Source organism: Rhodococcus koreensis (assembly GCF_900105905.1).
Lineage (GTDB): Bacteria > Actinomycetota > Actinomycetes > Mycobacteriales > Mycobacteriaceae > Rhodococcus_F > Rhodococcus_F koreensis.
The window spans coordinates 26434-45756 of sequence record NZ_FNSV01000008.1; the positions used below are offsets into that span (position 1 = coordinate 26434).

A 19323-nucleotide genomic window follows, 5' to 3' on the forward strand; every position below is an offset into this window, starting at 1 on the left:
CACCGGACCGGCAGGTGCTGCCGCGGCCAGTACAAGGCAGGCGGAGTGATATGCCCGTTCTGGGCAGCAGCGCTCCCTCCGATGATTTTCCCTGGTCGAACCGCCGCGACGTCCTTGTGAGAATGTGGACCGCCGCGGGCTGCGCGTCATCGATACCGCCACCATGCCAAGAAGGCTCGACTATTCGTCGGTCAGGCTCTCCCAGAGATCTGCTCGCTCGTTGAGACGCCTCCACATCGAGGCTTGTGCGACCGGGTCCATACCGTCCAACAGCAGAGTGTCGAGGTGTCGCGCCTTGCTGTTCACTTCGTCCAACAACTCAGCGCCCTCGTCGGTCAGGTGCAGAAGTCGTTTGCGGCCATCCTCCGGGGGCTGCACGCGGACGATTAGTTCCCGGGTCTCGAGGCGTTTGACGACACCGACCATCGTGGACCGATCCAGCGCCGCAGCTTTGGCAAGGGAGCCTTGTTCGACACCGGGATGCAGCTTGATCGCGAGCATGACGGCGAACTGGGGGCCGGTGAGGTCGGGACCCACGTAGCGCAGCCATGCCGCCGCGTATGCCTGGTTGAGGCGGCGAATGACGTAACCGGGCATTGCAAGGAACTCCGGGGGAGTGGGGAGTTGCGCGCTATCTCGGCCCCGTTGGATGACTGCACCGGTCGCACCGCTCATCTCCACCACCTCACAGTATCCCTCGCCCAGGTCTCTCTGGTCATTTCGTTTCCTATCACGATGCCGCCGTCCCACTCAGGGTAGTCCGTTCCCGAACCTTCTGAGGACTCATCATCAGGACCATGCCGCCGCAGGTCAAGGCGCAACCTGCGAAGACTGTGGTCAGAGACAGTTGGCGGGCTCGGTGCCAATTGCGAACACGACGGCCGCAGCCATGATCTTCTTGGCCCGTGACAGCCGGGGCAGATCGCTCCCGTCACGGACATTGCTGCCGTCCTCACCGAATTGTGCGATGACGTCACGAGCCCAATCGAGCTCGGCAGGGCTCGGCGCAAGCTCACGGTTGACCGTGGCTGCCTGGCCGGCGTGCATGCACAGCTTGCCGGTCATGCCTATTGCCGTCGTCGTCTTGCTTTCCAGACTCAAGATCGACTCGTCGTCGGAGAGTGTCGGTCCGTCGATCGGCCCGGGGAGATGTGCTGCGCGACTGGAGACGACGAGTCGTGCACGGGGGTACACCATCGCCAACGGGTCGTCGCTCATGCCGGTGTCTCGGCGAAAATCTCCACTACCGAAGGCGAGCCGGAAGGTGCCTTCGGTGCGCGCGATCTCGGGAGCCGCCTCCAGACCTACCGCGGATTCGATCAGGGCGACGATTCGATTGTCCAGATGCATGCGGTTCGCTGTCGCCTCGATCTGGCCGCCGCTCTCCGTCTTGGCGAGCATCACACCCTCCAGGCCCGGAATCCCACGGAGCGCCGCAAGGTCCTCAGCCCAGAACGGAGTCGTGAAGTCGTTAATGCGCACCCACGCCGATCCGCCGCCTCTCAGCCAGGCAACCACGGCGGCGCGGGCGCTGGACTTAGCCGCAGGGGCGACTGCATCCTCGAGATCGAGGATGATGGTGTCGGCATCGGATTCGGCGGCAGCAGTGAATATTTCGCTTTTCGTGCCGGGAATCAGTAGCCATGATCGTGCCTTGTCGGCGGGAACGGCCGATATCACTGGTTTATCCATGGAGGGCGTCATCTCTTGTTCCTGGTTGTGCCTCGCGGACGGCGGGATCTGTTGCGCACTTGGCGGAATGGTCCTGCGTGCACACGTAGCGGGATACGTCATGGTCGCGGTGGGTTTCGGCCCGTAACCGCGGGGGCGACCGGCACCGATAGATACACGGAACGTCCGGTGACCGGTATGTGTCGGGCCAGATCAGCCACGACGTACGTGTCGGGTCCGCACCCCGACCGTACTCGCGCCATGCTCTACGGCGTCCGGTCCTGTTCCGCGAGGGCGGGTTCGGCCCGGGAGTCGTGGGATCAGGAAGCGGTACGCAGGGTGACAACCATTGTCAGGCGCTCCTGATCCCCGATTCGCCGGGTGACATGGCCCAATCCGTCGACATCCTCGGCCAGCAAGATGTCGCCGGGACCGAACCGGCGAGTGTCCCCCAGCGAGGTTTCGACTTCGCAGTCGCCCTTCAACACGATGATGAATTGGGGGCGGGGAGCGTTGTGGCGTTTGCGATCATCGGCTTCCCGCACGACGTGCCGAAAGATGGCGGTGTCGACGGACAACAATTCACCGAACGTGGCCTGAAGGTCCGATTCCGGTGTGCCTCGGGTCTCCCCGCGGGGTTTGACGTCCTCGAAGTACGAGTGGCCATCGGCTCCGGTGTAGATCCGGACATAGGCGGCCATCGGCATCTGTGCGAGGTTGTCGTCGATTTGGCTCGAGGTGCTCATGTGGTGATTCCTTCCTTGAGATGGAATTCTCCATCCAGTTCTGAACTCGTCGCGGGTCCTGGGACCGCCGACAGGTGGACGATTGTCATCGTCGCCGGGACTTGGAGGGCACCGGGACCACAACTGGTTGCGCGTCTACCGTGGTCGGAGGGGCCGGCCGACCGGTCAGTAACGGCCGCCCGGGCGGACGAATGTGCACTCGATGGTTTCGGCGCGAGCGTCATCGAGTGCGCGGCGGACATCGTCTGCGTCGCTGTATTGGCGATCCGGTATCACCCGTGCGGGCACCGTCACGTGCAATTGGTCCACATTGAACGGATAGGGATCGAGCTCGACCAATTGCGGCTGCACCGCGGTAAGGGTCAACTGGACGCGCTCGCGTCCAACGGCGACCGGCACAGACGGGATCGTCCGCGGACCGGGCGAATGATCGATGCTCGCCAGGCTGTCGAAGACATGCGCAGATGGACCTTCGCCCGGGGTGGTGTCGCATACCGATGCGTACAGCGACAACAAGTCCCAGGTCTGCAAGAGGTCGTAGTTGTGCCAGAGATGTTGTTCGAGATCGCTGCGAATCAGTCCTTCCATCAGCGACCGCTTCACGTCGATCCACCTGTTTTCCTCGGCGAGAACGACCTCGTCCTGGCGGCCGTCGGTTCCCCACTTGATCCCACCGGGCTGCAACCCCCAGCGTGCCCGGTAGAGCCCGGTCCAGTGCATCGAGATCAGCAATCCGGCGTACGGGTCTACCGCAAAGACCTCGTCGACACCGCGACTGTAGAGCTTGACGTGGTCTTCCATGCTGAGTTCGAGGAAATGCAGGGGCCGATGTTCGGCCTCATTGAAGAGCGGAAGAAGATCCGGCTCTCGCCAGCCCTCGTCATGCATCGCGGTTGCAAGCGTTGCCTTTTCGTGGGGAGTGGGGACCGCGAAGTCGTCGTTGCCCCATTGTGCCGCGATATCTCCAGCCATCTTGGCGTGTGCAACCTGTTCGATGAGAACGAGTTCGTGGGCATTGCGTCTGATCAACATAGTTTGGGTTCCTTCCACGGACCGGCTCTGCCATGTCCACGGTTGCTGCGGAGGGTCGACGTTGCGTCAAACTAGTTTGTACACCAACCACCATAGGTTACGCGAGAGGATCAGTAAATCCCTGGCTGGAGGGTTTTTCCCAGCATCCCAGTCGCGAAACCGCACACCGGCGAGGACGTAGCGCTGGGGCATGTTGGTCGGCGGCTCTGCCTATAAGCCTCCTCGGGAATCCAGAAAAATGTTCTGAACTGGATGAATATCGCCAAGTGCGCGAGGGGAGGGGCGACCGTGGATCTATTTTGCGTTGCTCCTAAATAGGGGGAGGTGCAACTAGTGCGGGATCTCCAAGGGTCGGCGCTGGGGGAGAGGAGCCGAGCCCATGGAGGGGAGGCGCAGGGGGGGGGCGGAAGCGAGCGGCGGAGTTAACGGACCTTTTACAGCGCGACTCGCCAGGGCCTCATGCCCGTGTCCCCATCTGGGGATAGTGCCAGGTCAGACCCCTAGTTTCCCCTCGAACTGTTTGTTTCGTGTGGGGGTCATCCTCCGATTGCCTGTGCGGCGCATCCTTCACGCGTGCGTGGGCCTCACTCGCGAGTCGACTGGCGTGGATCAGGTTGGGGAGTGCAGGGCCGGCCGCAACGCTGCGCTCAGACGGAAATTTCTGCTGACGTGCGGAAACCAGGAATTCTGGAGCGGTGATGTCACAGGGTGAACGCATCGGATCGCTGGGGATCGACCCCCCCTGTGAAGACAGTTCCGCGAGGCCTGACAGGAGAGGCCCAGATCACAATTGGCCCCCAACTGAGGATTGACGAACACCTGCACGCGCCCTATTGTCAGTACTCGAACTACTCGAACTTCTCTGGTAGAGCCGCTGTCGACACCCCGCCTCATCAGGACAACAGAGGGGGTCGGATGGCCGCCCCCAAGCCCGCCAGAAAGCATTATCGGAAGGAGCTTTCCGTGTACCCCGACGATTTCCCCCGCAATGGCTGGTACATCGCCGCCCACAGCTCGGAAGTCAACCGTGAGTTCCTCTCGCGCTGGATCCTCGGTGATCCGATCCTGTTCTACCGAACCGAAGCCGGAGAACCGGTAGCCCTCGTCGATCGCTGCATTCACCGTCAGATGCCGCTCTCTCTGGGAAATCTTCGCGGTGACCAGGTCGAATGCGGTTATCACGGATTGACCTGGGCGCCGGACGGGCATTGCACCCGTATCCCGGGGCGGACGACCATCCCGGACAGTGTCCGGGTCCAGGGCTTCCCCCTACATGAAGGCAACGGTTTCATCTGGATCTGGATGGGTGATCCGGAGAAAGCTGATACGTCGGAGATCCCTGATCACCACTGGTACACCGCGGACGGATGGGCTACCGCCGCCGGCACCGAACACATGAATGCCCGAGCGCAACTGCTCAACGAAAACCTGCTGGACCTGTCGCACCTGTCGTTCCTGCATCTGACATCGATCGGGTCGCCGGAGATCGCGGAAACCCCGGTCAAGGTGGAGTCGGATGAGCGGTGGGTCCGGGTGAGCCGCACCATGCCCCGCACCATCATTCCCCCCTACTACGCCAAGGTCACCGGAATCGACACCGATATCGAGCGCGAGCAGTACGCCGACTTCTTCGCCCCGGCCTTCCACGTCACCACCACCACCCTCAAGCCGTACGGGGATGCTGACGACTCCCGCAAATGTCACCAGAAGACACTGCACGGCATCACTCCTGAGACTCGGACGAGCACCCATTACTTCTGGTCGTGCTCGCGAGACTTCGCTGTGGAGGACACCTCGGTCACCGACTACATCAGAAACTCCGTATCGACGGTGATCGGCCAGGACATCGATGCCTGCGAAGCGATCGAACACATCATCGCAGCATGGGAACCGTCCTACCCCGAGGAACTCAACATCAAGGTCGACGGAGGACCCTTGCGTTCGCGCAAGATCATCCAGAACCTCCTCGAGAAGGAACGGGCAGACGGCGTTGTCGGACGTCCCCACAACCCGTCAGATGCCATCGCGCGCGCTGCTGCAGCCGCGTCCACCGCTCGCCGGCGTCCGTAGATCCGACCTGTAACCAATCCCAGGCAAACACACATACCAGCCCGCTATAGGGCCGGTGTCTATACCCGAGCCACGGCCTGAGCTCGGCGTGCCGCCAGTGATATTTTGAAGGAGCTCCGTGATGGCTCGCATCACCTACGTCAGCCCCGAGGGGGCCGAGGACACCGTCGACGCCCAAGAGGGCAGCACGGTCATGCAGACCGCGCTGAACAACAACATCAGAGGCATCGTCGGCGAGTGCGGCGGAAACGCACTGTGCGCGACCTGCCATGTCTATGTCGACGAAGCCCAGTTCGACGGCCTGCCCCCCATCGCGGACTTCGAAGAAGAAATGCTCGACGTCACCAGCAGCCCGCGCAAGGACAACAGCAGGCTCAGCTGCCAGATCTCGGTTACCGCGGCCATCGACGGTTTGATCGTCCGGCTTCCCGAGACGCAGGAGTAGACAGTGACCGCCACGGCAACGGGCCTCACCGGAGGGTCGCCGGTCGTCATCGTCGGCGCCGGGCAGGGAGGCGTGCAGGTCGCCGCCTCCCTGCGCGAGGGCGGATTCACCGGTCCGGTCACTGTCGTCGACACCGAGTCGGGGCTTCCCTATCAGCGACCCCCCTTGTCGAAAGCCTTTCTCACCGGTGACGGCAGCCGCAGCCTGATTGACCTTCGTTCGGAATCGTTCTTCGACGAAAATTCGATCAGCCTGCATACAGGACAGAGAGTCGACGGCATCGATCGGTCGGCCGGAAAGGTCGCCCTCGAAGGCGGGGAGTACCTCGACTACGCCCACCTCGTGCTTGCCACCGGCGCCGGGCCCCGGACCCTGCCCGTTCCGGGAGCGGACCAGGAAGGCGTCGCGGTGCTGCGCACATTGACCGACGCGACACTCTTGCGCACACTCTTGCCCGGCCAGGAACTTCGCGTGGTCATCGTCGGTGGCGGCTTCATCGGTCTCGAGGTCGCCGCTGTCGCTGCCAAGCTCGGCCACCGGGTCACGATCGTGGAGACGCTGCCTCGGTTGATGGCTCGAGCGGTATCACCGGAACTGGCGACCTACGTCGCCGACATGCACCGTAGCCACGGTACCGAGATTCTACTGGGGAACCGAGTCGTTGCACTGCCGGGTAAGAACGGCCGCGTAGAGGCGGTCGAACTCGACGACGGATCGCGGATCGATGCCGACCTCGTCCTCGTCGGAATCGGCGCCGTCCCGAACACCGACCTCGCCGTCCAGGCCGACCTGGAGGTCGGAGACGGCATCGTGGTCGACGACGGACTCCGCACGTCGGACCCTGCGGTGAGCGCCATCGGGGATTGCGCCAGCTTTCCCAGCCATCACGCAGGTCGCCGCACCCGACTCGAATCCGTTCAGAACGCAGTCGATCAGGCCCGCCACGTCGCACACCGGCTTCTCACCGGCTCGGTGGAGCCGTACCGGTCAGTGCCATGGTTCTGGACTACCCAGTTCGAGCTGCGGGTGCAGATGGTCGGTCTACCCCAAGAGGAGGACGAACGCGTCATCCACGGTGACCCCTCTACCGGTCGCTTCTCGGTCCTGCGCTTCCACAATGGTCGACTCAACTCCATCGAATCGGTCAACCGGCCGCAGGACCATGTAGGTGGTCGCAAGCTCCTCGCTACAGAATTGCGTCCCACCCTCGATGAACTGCGTCAAACGGACTTCAAGTTTGACCCCAAACGCTTTGCGTAACAACATAATTGCTCATACCTGACAGGATCGAAATTCCCTGTCGACTGTGTTGCACCCTCACAACGGCCGGACCCCATGGCCATCTCCATCCCTCACCAAAGGTAATCATCATGTCTTCAGATGTGTTTCCCGAGCGTCAGACGTTCCGCAAGATCCGCGTCGCCGGTGTCCAGGCCGAGTCGGTGTTCCTCGATCTGGACGCGACGACGAAGAAGTCGATCGAGTTGATCGAGCAGGCCGGCGCCCGCGGCGCCGATCTGATCGGCTTCCCCGAGGCCTACATCCCGACCTTCCCGAACTGGTACGAGACGATCGGTGAGGGCCCGAAGGCACGCGGGTTCGACAAGGAACTGTTCAAGCACTCGGTCGAGGTCGACGGTGAGCACATGCACGCGATCGCCGAGGCGTGCGGGCGCGCGAACGTCAACGCCGTCGTCGGAATCAACGAACGCTACAACGGCACCACCGGAACGATGTGGAACACCCAGGTCCACATCACCCGGGACGGCAAGATCGCCGGCAAGCACCAGAAGTACGTGCCCACCACCGGTGAACGGTTCGTGCACCGCCCCGGCACCACCGGGTTCGTCAACGCGTTCAAGACTGACTTCGGTGGCGTCTCCGGCCTGATCTGCGGGGAGAACTCCAACCCGCTCGGCCAGTACGCAGCCGCACTGTCCTACCCGGTCGTGCACGTCGCCTCGTGGCCGTACTACTTCCACCCCTACTTCCCGATGCACCACGCGATCACCACCGCCGGCGCGGGCTGCGCCTACACCCTCAAGTCGTTCGTGGTGGCCGCGGTCTCACGAATCCCCGAGGGCTACATCGAGGCCGTCGCCGAGACCGACGAGCAGCGTCAGTTCCTCACCGAGCAGCGGGCACTGAAGAAGGGCGCCCTGGTCTTCGACCCCTGCGGAAACGTGATCGCCGACGGCTCCGGATCCGACGACGAACTGCTCTTCGCCGACATCGACCTCGAAGACGTCGTCGTCCCCAAATTGGTTCTCGACTTCGCCGGCCACTACAACCGCCCCGAAATCTTCTCCCCCCTCTTCGAGCAGTAACCACCCCTTCTCCATCCTCCCCCCGCCAGGAGCCCCCCGTGACCCGCAATCGTGTACTTGCAGTGACGGCTTTGACCTTTGCAGTGTTGTTCTGGTCCGGCAACTTCATGCTCGGTGGCGCCGCCGTCGCATCGATGTCGGTGACCAGCCTCATGTTCATCAAATGGGCGGCCGCGCTCATTCCCCTACTAGTGCTGACGCATTTCATCGAACGCCCGAACTGGCGAGAAGTACTCCGACACTGGAAGATCCTGCTTGTGCTGAGCCTTCTCGGCATCGTCGGATACGGATTCATGTTCTACGAAGGTCTGCGCACGACCAGTGGCTTCAACGCATCTCTCATCACGGCGTTGAACCCTGCAATGATCGTCGTCGCTGCTACCTTCTTCTTGCGAGATCGTCTCACAGCAAGGGGAGTGATCGGCATCCTCATTGCACTGGTCGGTGCTCTCTGGGCTCTCTCCGACGGCCAGATCGGTTTGCTCTTCAGCCATGGATTCGGCGTCGGCGATCTCTGGATGTTCGGGGTGATCAGCGTGTGGACTGCATACACCCTCATCATCCGCACCGGACCCCAGATCCCACCCTTGACCTCCACCAGCCTGCAGGTGACCATCGCTGTGATCATCATGGCGCCGCTGATGATTATCGAGGGACCATCCCTGCCCTCCACCTCCGCAGGCGCATGGTCGCTGGCGTACATCGCGATCTTCCCCTCCGTGGGTGCCTACATCCTCTACAACTACGGATCAAAGGAGATAGAGCCAGGTCAGGCAGGCATGTTCTTGAACCTGACCGTAGTCTTCACCGCGATTTTCACAGTCCTTGCCGGACAACCGTTGTCATGGGCTCAGATCGGTGGCGCTGTTCTCATCCTCGGTGGTGTGGGACTGACAACTCAATTGCGGAAGAAGTCACCGACGACAGAAGCCGTAGCGCCCTTCGACGGCGTCGAAGATCAGCAGGACCTCAATCGGGTGGCAAGCCGACACTGGCAGTCGGACTGAAAGTGGCGCACTCCTCGGAAGGGTGAACATGAAATACTATGTTCGAAACGAACAACGAGATGTGCCCCGAACCCCCTCGTTTCAGATGTATTTCGATCCGTCAGAAACCGCTATCGTATCGATCGATATGCATGAAGGGCACCTCAGTGAAAGCCCCGACTGTCCGTGCCCGGCGCCTCGAGGACGCCAAGTCATCGACGCAATCAATGACTTTCACCGAGAGGCACGCGGACTCGGAATTCCCGTCATCCATGTCGTTTCCGCGCTTCGTCCGTCGGGTATCGACGACGTCCGAGGCACACCAGCGGCATGGCGTATCACGATGCCCGAGTATTTCGGGCCCATCCCCGGCGCCAACGAGCACGGTCTCGAAGGCACCGAATGGACCAACCTGCGAACAGAAGTCGACCCGCGCGACGAATTTGTCCGAACCAAGCGCCGACTTTCGGCGTTCTACCCCACCGATCTGGACTTTCTCCTACGCCAGATGGGGGTGAAGACGATCGTGTTCACAGGCATCAATGCCGACTGCTGTGTTCTCAACAGTGCGTTCGAGGCTTCGAACATGAACTACCGGGTGCTCGTCCCTCGCGACGTCGTCGCCGGAACCGAACCCGACCTCGAAGAAGCTGGTCTGTCGATTATCTCCCTGTTCCTCGGCCTCGTGGTCGACTCACGGGGGCTACTCGACACCTGGCGTGCATCCATCGGCATGAAATCCGATTCCGCGATGGTCTGACGTATGGGTACCACCGGCTACCGCCCGCTGGTGGTACCCATCGCCCGACGACCCGGCATGAGTGAACCTAAGGAGAGGAGAACACGACCGTGCCGCTCTCGCAGAGCACGCTCACGCTGCTTCACAGGATGGCGGCATCGTACGCCCGCGCGTACGTCGAGTACTGGGCGGAGACAGCTCCTCCGTCCGCTCCACTGCACCCATTACCGCAGCCCACTTCCTAACACCGCCCCAGGAATTGTTATGACCGTCGCCCGCCCGCAATCTCCTCCCGTCGCCGCAGATAGCAGCACTATCTCCCCTGTGACGGATATCGCCCGTCAAGTGCATGAGTACCGACGCGAGCGCCTGCGGCGAACCCGGCGAAGACGGTTACAGGACGCCGCCTCACAGAACGCGGATCGCGAAACACGTCAGCTCGTCGAGCTCGCCAGGATATGGGCGCCCTACGGTGGAGCGCCGTCGGATGTGGTGTTCCAATCCTTTGGGATATCCCTCAATCAATTCGCCGCCAGACTTTGGGATGCGATTTACCGGTTGGGCTGCGATTCGCACCTCATGAGCGAGCTAGAGGCCGTCTATCCCCGCCAACGACTCTCACGTACCGGCGTATGAAGCGAGGGAGTTGATTCGGTGACCGTCAATGCTGTGGCGTCCGGCACCTCGGGACGCCAGAGGGCAGACCGAACGGCTCCGTCGGGCGAGCATCCGGGATGCCGGCACGCGATTGAGTCGGCGGAACTGTTCGCACTGATGGAGGGGTGCGTGGGTGCTGCGGTGTTCCGGGAACGGGTGTTCAGCCGGGTAGCTGAGGGGGGTATGTTCCCTGGCGCGTGCGCAGCGCTGGAATCGCTTCGAGACAGCGAAGCCGACATGAGTCGATGTCTTCGCGATCTACTTGGGGAGCAGCGCGGAGGGATGCCTGACGACTCGACAGGCCGTGCGGACGAATACGCAGCCCAGATCTGCAGGCTCGGATGGGAGGAGTTCGTTACCGCGGCGGTTTGTTTTGCCGAGGCCGCTCTCTGGCGGTTGTACTGCCTCAAGTCGATGGCCCCGGCGGCTATGCGGTCGTCGCTTCCGGCACTGATCGAGCATCAGAAGAAGCTGGTAGAGGTCGCTGGGCACCTTCGTTTCCAGCGGTGCGGGTGAGCTCGCTGTTCCCCAATCCTCCGTCTCCACTGTCAGCAATGATGACCGCTTCCAGCCCACACATGAGTGTGCGGCGTCAGGCCAATCGTCTTCACGGGTCGGACCTCGGGGGAGTATCTGCGGACGCAGCCGTGGCGTAACTGCGCGGCGAGGCTGACAGGCACGGTAGTCCTTACCGGTCCCGTTCTCGGCAGCATGCCGGATCTGGAGGCAGTCTGCTAGCAAGCTCATTGCCGAACAGCGAACCGATGAGTTCGCTCTGCCGAACATAGCGCGCTGTAGTGCGAAGGCTGTACGGACGGCATGGGCATCGACCAGCGGGTGTCCGGTCACGGCCTCAGTGGTGTCTGTGAAATAGTGGTGACGTCAATCACCGCGCACTAGGCTACTCATGCTCGGTCAAGAGGTGATCACATGTGCGTGAGTTGTAGATCTTGGTCTGCCGGCTTCGGCGCTGTCCCTCCAGTCGTCGCGTGCAATCGCGGGCGCGAGGCCGGACGGGGCCGAAGAGCAGGGTCCTGATGTCGACATGGACGAATCCGATCAGGCGGGGACCGAGCGGGATGTGGCTGGGGGAATCGCCGCCGAGCTGGAGGCTGAGGGGTTTCTGCATGCTCGGGTGGTCGGACACGGCGGTTTCGGGATCGTCTACCGGTTAGACCAGGAGGACCTGCGCCGTACCGTCGCGATCAAGGTCTTGCAATCCGATGTCGACCCCGCTAGTCGCGCACGTTTTCTCCGCGAGCAACAAGCGATGGGCGCTCTGTCCGAACATCCGAACATAGTGGCCATCCTTCAAGCAGGCGTTACACGCACCGGACACCCCTACCTAGTCATGCCCTTCCACGGGCGCGGTTCACTGGACGAAAGGATTCGCCGGGGCGGACCACTCAGCTGGCCTGCAGCGACGAGTATCGGAGTCCGAATCGCTGGTGCCTTGGAAACCGCCCACCGATTGCGCATACTCCACCGGGACGTTAAGCCGTCGAACATACTGTTGACCGACTACGGCGAGCCCGCCCTCACCGACTTCGGAATCGCACGGATAGAGGGCGGCTTCGAAACGTCCGCAAACATCATCACCGCCACCCCCGCCTTCACTCCTCCGGAAGTGCTCCAAGGGCAGCCTCCGACACCTGCCTCCGACATCTACGCTCTCGGAGCCACCCTCTTCTGCGCAATTACCGGGCATGCGGCCTTCGAACGCCGATCAGGTGAGCAGGCAATCTCGCAGTTCTTCAGAATCCTGCGTGATCCGATCCCGAATCTCCGCAGCCACAGAATTCCAGATGATCTCTGTGTTGCTATCGAGCACGCCATGACACGAGATCCGGCAGAGCGCCCTCCGACCGCCGCCGCTTTCGGGGAGGAACTGCGCCTCGTCCAGCGCCACCACTCGCTTCCACTCGATGATATGGCTTTGCCAGGAGAGCCTGGAGAGGTCGATGAAGACCGGCACGACATCCCGACCGACAACCAAGGGTTATCGGGAAGCCACACAGGCGGTGCGAGACGGTCTGGTGTCTTGTCTGTGCCGATCGGCCCGGTGACGAAGTACCGCCCACCCCGAAGCCTTCGAAGGATGGTCGAGCGCAGCCGGCTCATCGATCTCTTGCGTTTAGGTGGGGAACGCCGGCTCATCGTGATCCACGGTCCCGCCGGCTTCGGAAAGAGCACCTTGGCAGTCCAATGGAGCAGTCACCTGAAGGCAATGGGCACTTCAGTCGCATGGCTCGCGATTGACCGCGACGATAACAATGTGGTCTGGTTCCTGGCCCATGTCCTCGAGGCGATCAGACAAGTGAGACCCGCCCTCGCGGAAGAACTGGCACGTGCCCTCGAAGAATACGGAGACAACGCCGAACGATTCGTCCTCACCTCACTCATCGACGAAATTCACGAGAGCGGCGAACGCATAGCCTTGGTGATCGACGACTGGCACCGAGTGACAGATGCTTCCACGATCGCCTCTCTCGAGTACCTCATCGACAACAGCTGTCACCACCTCCAGCTGATCGTGACAAGCAGGACCAGATCTGGACTCCCGCTCAGCCGCACACGAGTTCACGACGAATTGGTGGAAATAGACTCGAGCCAACTAAAATTCGACATTGACGAATCGCAGGATTTCCTCGCCGAGCTGGGCGGGCTGGCGTTGTCGCGCTCGGAAGTCACCCAGATAGTTCGCTCGACGGATGGATGGGCGGCAGCCTTGCAATTGGCCTCGTTATCGCTGCGTGGCCGGAGCGATACCGCGGCGTTCATCGGCACCATGTCGGGACGCCATCGCGCGATCGGAGACTATTTGGCGGAGAATGTACTGGATTCGCTCGATCCGGCCATCTTGGACTTTCTCCTGTCGATCTGCGTGACCGAAAGAATCTGTGGCGACCTCGCATCGGCATTGACCCAGGGTAGACACGGTCGAGCGATGCTGGAGGAGGTTGAGCGACGAGACCTGTTCCTTCACCAGGCGGACGACGCGGGAGAGTGGTACCGCTTCAGCGGGGTGTTCAGTGCGTTCCTCCGTGGTCGGCTGGAACGGGACCTTCCTGAACGGAAGGACGACCTTCATCGGATCGCATTCGGATGGTTCGCCGACCGTCGCCTTCTGCGGGAAGCAGTCGATCACGCCTTGGCGGCCGGTGAGGTGGAACAAGCGGTCACCCTTGTGGAGACATACGGGATGTACTTGGTCGACCACGGCCAAATGGTGACCCTCCTCGGACTGATAGACAAGCTGCCGCCACGCGAGGTCGTCAATCGCCCTCGGTTGCAAATCGCGATCGCGCAAGCAAATGTGTCGCTGCATCGCTCAGCAGCGGCACGGTCCGCCCTCGACCTCGCAGACTTCTCCCTCGGACAGACAGCCGATGAGCAGGTGGATGACACGCTGGTGGTCGAAGCCAACGTGGTACGGGGCGTACTCGACGTCACAATGGACCGTATCGACAATGTTGAAACTCTGGTTTCGCCCTGCCTGGATGACCCAGACTCCCAAAGCGCCTGGACAGTCTCTGTGGCCGCAAACATCAAATCATTTGTAAACATCTGTCGATTCGAGTTCGACGCGGCCCGGCGCCTACAAGATTGGGCAGCCGGTTACCATCGCCGCGCCGAAGGCACTTTCACCGAAGTCTACGGATACTGTTATGCAGGTCTGGCAGCCCGTGAGCAACTCGATGTAGCATCGGCGGAAGCGAGCTTCCTGCATGCCTTGCATACCGCCCGAGAATCGATGGGCTTCCACTCGCACGCAGCTCGGATGGCCAGCGCTTTGCTCGGTGAGCTGCGCTACGAGCAGAACCACCTCGAGGAGGCAGAACAGCTGCTTGACGAGAGCCACGCGATGGGATCGGAAATCGCGTTAGTGGATTTCATGATTGCCATCTACGCCACTGGATCTCGAGTGAAGGCGCTCACCGGCGATGTCAGTGCCGCCGCCGAGCTTCTGAACGAGGGAAAGGAAATCGCTCGAAGTATGGACCTTCCGCGGCTGGCAGCACGTATCGAGGACGAAGAACTGCGGCAGGGACTCCTTCGAACCGCACGCGTCATTCAGGGTGGTGAACCGCCGCATGATCATATGAAGAGGGACCACATCAAGGGGATTGAGGCGATCACCGCCCAAACCGTCGAAGCGTCGACCATACGACAAATGCTGCGAACCAAGAAACCGGACCGCGTCGATGCCGCCTGCGTCAGAGCCCGCCAATTGACGCAGGGAATCGCCATGAACGATCGTCCACGGGCTCTTTTGCAGGCGAAACTTCTGCTGATCGCCTGTCTCATCGAGGCCGGACGGATGACCGAGGCGGAAGAAATGCTGACCCCGGTTGCGCAGCAATGCGCAGAATTGGGGCTAGTCCGATTGCTGGCAGATGCCGGCCCCCAGTTGATCAATGCGGTAGCACGAATCCGCGGTCTTCCACCTTCCTTCCTTCAAGCGGTAGCAACTGCGGGAAACAATGGCCTTCACCCGGCCGGATGAGTACGAAAGTTCCCGTGGCGTCGCCCCCTGAAGGAGGACCGCTCGAACTGCTGCGATCAGATCGATCCGCGAAGCTACGGACGGTTGCCACTGAGCGGTCGGAGTCGGGACATGCAGCCAACCCTCGTATGATTCGCCCGCCTGCAGAGCCTTATTGCGGCACGGATCGAGGTCGAGCACAATTACCAAATTGCCTTGGTCGCCTGTTCTCGACGCGCTGAGCTCCGCAGAATTTCGCACACCGTCCCCGACCGCCGCGACCAGATCCGATATCGCAAGGTGAGGATCGGCTGGGGTCGACCGCCGGCGTTCGACAAGGACCGCTACCGCGAACGCAGCACCGCCGAACGTGGTTCGGGCGTCTCAAGCAGTGGCGTGGCATTGCCACTCGTACGACAGGTACGCCACGATCTACCACGGTGGCGTACTCTCGCCGCCTTATGCGCACATCCTGCTACCGCTGTCACGACGGATACCGGTGGCAGCTTGACTGATTCGTCGCATGCTGACACCGGTATCCTCTGGCGCACCGCAATTTTCGTGGAAGAGCCGCTTACTGGAAGGATGTTTTCCCGTCCCGGACGGCTTGTTCGAGGAGCGGTGCCGGTGACCAGTACTCTCCATGCACCGCCTCGAACTGCCGGATCCTGCGGAGGACCTCCTGGAGGCCCAGGGACTGCGCGTAGTACATCGGCCCGCCCCGGTGAGCCGGGAATCCGTAGCCGTCGACGTAGACGACGTCGATGTCGGACGCGCGCTGGGCGATGCCTTCGCCGAGGATCTTCGCGCCCTCGTTCACGAGCGCGAGGATGCACCGGTCGACGATCTCGGCGTCGGCGATCTCCCGCTGCTCGATCCCATCCTCTTGCGCGCAGCGGCGGATGACCTGCTCGACCACAGGGTCGGGTACCGGTAACCGGCTGCCGGCCTCGTACCGGTAGTAGCCGGCTGCGGTCTTCTGCCCGAAACGGCCACCCTCACAGAGGACGTCGGCAACCCGCGAGTACCGCAGATGCTGGGGCCGGCTGGGGGCCAGGCGCTTGCGGGCTGCCCATCCGATGTCGAGACCGGCCAGGTCGGACATCGCGAACGGTCCCATCGCGAGCCCGAAGTCCTGCAGGACGTGGTCGACCCGTTCGGGCGTCGCGCCTTCTTCGAGCAAAAAGTCCGCCTCGCGGCGGTACGGCGAAAGCATCCGGTTCCCGATGAACCCCTCACACACCTTCGACAGCACCGGAACCTTGTCGATCTTCTGCGCCACTGCCAGGCTGGTCACGACGACATCGTCCGCGGTCACCTCACCACGCACCACTTCGAGCAGCTTCATCACATTCGCCGGACTGAAGAAGTGCAGACCGATCACGTCCTGTGGCCGGGAGATCGACCGGGCGAGTTCGTCGACGTCCAACCGGGACGTGTTCGACGCCAGCACCGTGCCCGGTTTGCAGAGGGCATCGAGTTTCGCGAACACCTCCTTCTTCACCGTCATGTCCTCGAAGACCGCCTCCACAACGAGATCGGCCGACGAGACGGTGTCGAGATCGAGGCTCGGCTCGATCAGGGCGATCCGCTGCTCCACCTGGTGCGTGGTCAACCGACCCTTTGCGGCGGAGGCCTCGTAGTTGCGGCGGATCGTCGCCACACCACGATCGAGCGCGTCGACGTTCTGGTCGATCAAATCGGCCGGGACACCGCCGTTGGCGAAAGCCATCGCGATACCCGTACCCATGGTGCCGGAACCGATCACGGCCACACGGTTGATCGGCCTCGGCACGGTGGCACGGTCGATGTCGGCCACCTTCACCGCTTCCTTTTCCGCGAAGAAGACGTGCCGCAAAGCCTGCGCCTCCGGACTGTCGACCAGTCGCACGAAGGCGGCGCGCTCGAGGGCCAGTCCGTCCTCGATCGGGTGGGTGGTGGCGGCCTCGACCGCGTCGATGGCCGCGAGTTGCGCGACTCGGTTGCGGGTGCTCGGACGGACGGCCTTGCGGGCGGCGTCGAAGTCGACACCGTCACGGCTGACGGGCGGACGATCGTCGATGACCGGTGCGGCGGAGCCTTCGGGGACACTGTTGCTGAGGAAGGTCAGTGCGGCGTCGAGGGGGTCGCCGGTCACGCAGTAGTCGACGATGCCGAGTTCGGCGGCGCGGGACGCCGTCACGGTGGCACCGTTCTGGATCAGGGTCAGCGCCTCGGCGGTGCCGATCAGCCGCGGCAGGCGCTGGGTGCCGCCGGCGCCGGGGAGCAGGCCCACGTTGACCTCGGGAAGTCCGATCCTCGCTCCAGTCTGAGCGATGCGGTAGTTGCACACCAATGCCAGTTCGAGGCCACCGCCGAGAGCGAAGCCGTGAATGGCGGCGACCACCGGTTTGCGCAGCGCCTGGATCTGGGCGAAGACCTCCGACACGGACGGTTTCACCACAGCGGCTGGTGTGCCGAACTGCCGTAAATCCGCGCCGCCGCAGAATCCCTTGCCGTCTCCGACGATGACTACCCCGCAGATCGCGTCATCACGGGATGCGGCGATACCCGCGGACAGACCGGTACGGATCGTGTCCCCGAGACCGTTTACCGGCGGGTTTGCCAACCGGATTACAGCGACGCCGTCGCGCACTTCGTACTGCACGGTCGGTGACAGATCGACGATCTGCGTTGTCTCACTCATACAAAATTCTTCTCTCTTTTGACTACGGTTCTAGGTCTGCTCACGAGGACTTCTGATGGGCCATCACACGGTCGGCATCGCGCGCGGGGTTGATGAAGAGCATGGCGATGACGGCGCCCACCACCGCCAGTACTCCGAATGCCTGGAACGATTGCGAATACCCGATAGCTGGGGAGATCGCCGTATCGACGATTCTGCCCGTTGCGTAGGGGGCGACGACGCCGCCGATGGCCATCAGTGCCAGGAATGTGCCCAATGTTCCGGCCAACTGGGGTTTGGGGCAGATCTGTGAGATGGCCGCGTTCATCACGGGGATGACAATGCAGCCGATCCCGTAGCCCACCGAGACCACCACCACGGTCATCGCTGGGGCTGCGATGTAGGGCAACACCACCATGGACAGTCCGCAGATCAGCAGACCCGCCGCCGGTAGTACACCCCGCACCAGTCGCGAGCTGACGCCACGACTCATCAGGCGGTCGCTAACGAACGACACGCTGAACATCGCGACCAGGGCAGCGATGCTGGGGAAGCCGAACATCGTGCCGGCTTCCAACCGCGAATAGCCCAGACCCTTCTCGAAGTACGACGGGAGCCACGTCAATACCACGGTCAGCAACGCGTACATGGGGATCACTGCTGCGGTCGCGGCCAGGAACGTCGGGGTGCGGAAGATGGCGGTCCAGGGAACGCGCGCAGCATCAGTGTTCGTGTCGGTCGGCTCGGATGTATCCGGTGTGGTCTGCTTCTTACGCTTTTCTCCGTAGGGTCCCTCTTTCCAGGTGGACAGCCACAGCGCGCACCAGGCCACCCCGATGATCATCATCACGATGAACGAGGCATGCCAGCCGTAGGTGATGATGACGTAGGTCAGAGCAGGTGCCACCGCGATCTTGGCGACGGAGTTGGCTGATGAGATGAAGGCTCCCGGCAGTGCCCGCTTCTCGAGGGGATGCCACGAATAGGCTGCCGTGTGAATGAGGGCGCCCGACGGTCCTTCCAAGAATCCCAACAGGATCCGGCTCACCAGCAATACCGCGAAGCTCGCTGCCAGGATCATGGGCAGCATGCAGATCGCCCAGGAAATCGCCAAGAATGTGAGCGACCATTTCAGGGTCATCCACTTGTTGATCGCGCCGGCGAAGAACCCGGATACTGCGAAGGCGAAGAAGAAGAGGCTGCCCGCGAGTCCGATCTGTGCCGATGTCAGCCCGAACTCTTCTTTCAGGGGCTGCGCTACGAGTCCGAGAAGAATCTTATCGCTGTAGTTTATCGTGTACAGCAGCACCAGGACTGCGGTGATTCCCCAAGCTGTCCGGCGAGACTGCGGCACAGCAGTTTTGGTGTGTGACGGTGGGTGAAAAACTTTTGAGATGGACATGGCATCCCTCGATCCCTTGTGGAGAAGAATTGTTGATGAAGCGCGGGGTTGACAGAGATTACGTCAGGTGACCCGGCGTCTGGGGCCGGCGGCGGGA

The 19323-nt window shown here is 62.2% G+C and carries 13 protein-coding genes and 1 pseudogene; 8 read left to right on the top strand and 6 right to left on the bottom strand.

Annotation, left to right across the window (positions count from 1 at the left end; all coding sequences use genetic code 11):
• Window positions 1–180: 180 nt before the first annotated feature.
• From BLV94_RS47080 to BLV94_RS47095, 4 genes are all read right to left on the bottom strand, one after another.
• Entirely contained in the window at window positions 181–675 is a 495-nt protein-coding gene (locus BLV94_RS47080) for a MarR family transcriptional regulator (protein WP_072949692.1), read from the bottom strand.
• 162 nt (window positions 676–837) lie between these two features.
• A complete protein-coding gene (locus BLV94_RS47085; RefSeq protein WP_072949689.1) occupies window positions 838–1704 on the bottom strand; it encodes an HpcH/HpaI aldolase/citrate lyase family protein in 867 nt (288 codons plus the stop codon).
• 287 nt (window positions 1705–1991) lie between these two features.
• On the bottom strand, window positions 1992–2417 hold the full coding sequence (locus tag BLV94_RS47090) for a cupin domain-containing protein (protein ID WP_083396003.1): 426 nt from the start codon (window positions 2415–2417) through the stop codon (window positions 1992–1994).
• Window positions 2418–2582: 165 nt separating this feature from the next.
• The gene (locus BLV94_RS47095; protein WP_072949687.1) at window positions 2583–3449 is read right to left on the bottom strand and encodes a DUF3891 family protein; all 867 of its coding nucleotides are present in this window, start codon (window positions 3447–3449) and stop codon (window positions 2583–2585) included.
• A 708-nt stretch (window positions 3450–4157) separates the two neighbouring features.
• Between BLV94_RS47095 and BLV94_RS47100 the strand changes: the two genes are divergently transcribed.
• The 8 genes and pseudogenes from BLV94_RS47100 to BLV94_RS51375 form a co-directional block, all read left to right on the top strand.
• Complete coding sequence (locus BLV94_RS47100; RefSeq protein WP_167372263.1) at window positions 4158–5519, top strand: aromatic ring-hydroxylating oxygenase subunit alpha; 1362 nt, start codon at window positions 4158–4160, stop codon at window positions 5517–5519.
• A 121-nt stretch (window positions 5520–5640) separates the two neighbouring features.
• Entirely contained in the window at window positions 5641–5964 is a 324-nt protein-coding gene (locus BLV94_RS47105; protein ID WP_072949683.1) for a 2Fe-2S iron-sulfur cluster-binding protein, read from the top strand.
• Between the two features lie 3 nt (window positions 5965–5967).
• Complete coding sequence (locus BLV94_RS47110; protein WP_072949679.1) at window positions 5968–7224, top strand: NAD(P)/FAD-dependent oxidoreductase; 1257 nt, start codon at window positions 5968–5970, stop codon at window positions 7222–7224.
• 110 nt (window positions 7225–7334) lie between these two features.
• On the top strand, window positions 7335–8291 hold the full coding sequence (locus BLV94_RS47115; protein WP_072949676.1) for a nitrilase-related carbon-nitrogen hydrolase: 957 nt from the start codon (window positions 7335–7337) through the stop codon (window positions 8289–8291).
• A gap of 38 nt (window positions 8292–8329) precedes the next feature.
• Window positions 8330–9298 carry a DMT family transporter gene (locus BLV94_RS47120; RefSeq protein ID WP_143051537.1) on the top strand — a complete coding sequence of 323 codons (969 nt, stop codon included), beginning with the start codon at window positions 8330–8332 and terminating at the stop codon, window positions 9296–9298.
• An 85-nt stretch (window positions 9299–9383) separates the two neighbouring features.
• Window positions 9384–10037, top strand: coding sequence for a cysteine hydrolase family protein (locus BLV94_RS47125; protein WP_208613752.1), 654 nt, complete (start codon window positions 9384–9386; stop codon window positions 10035–10037).
• 1681 nt (window positions 10038–11718) lie between these two features.
• Window positions 11719–15180 (top strand): serine/threonine-protein kinase, encoded by a 3462-nt coding sequence (locus tag BLV94_RS47135; RefSeq protein WP_074933989.1) that lies wholly within the window; start codon window positions 11719–11721, stop codon window positions 15178–15180.
• 207 nt (window positions 15181–15387) lie between these two features.
• Window positions 15388–15670 (top strand): annotated as a pseudogene (locus BLV94_RS51375) (hypothetical protein); the annotation flags it as partial.
• 63 nt (window positions 15671–15733) lie between these two features.
• Here the strand turns inward: BLV94_RS51375 and BLV94_RS47145 are convergent.
• Both BLV94_RS47145 and BLV94_RS47150 read right to left on the bottom strand, forming a co-directional pair.
• Window positions 15734–17845 (bottom strand): 3-hydroxyacyl-CoA dehydrogenase NAD-binding domain-containing protein, encoded by a 2112-nt coding sequence (locus BLV94_RS47145; protein ID WP_072951594.1) that lies wholly within the window; start codon window positions 17843–17845, stop codon window positions 15734–15736.
• Window positions 17846–17885: 40 nt separating this feature from the next.
• Complete coding sequence (locus BLV94_RS47150) at window positions 17886–19133, bottom strand: MFS transporter (protein ID WP_072951591.1); 1248 nt, start codon at window positions 19131–19133, stop codon at window positions 17886–17888.
• Between the last annotated feature and the right edge of the window lie 190 nt (window positions 19134–19323).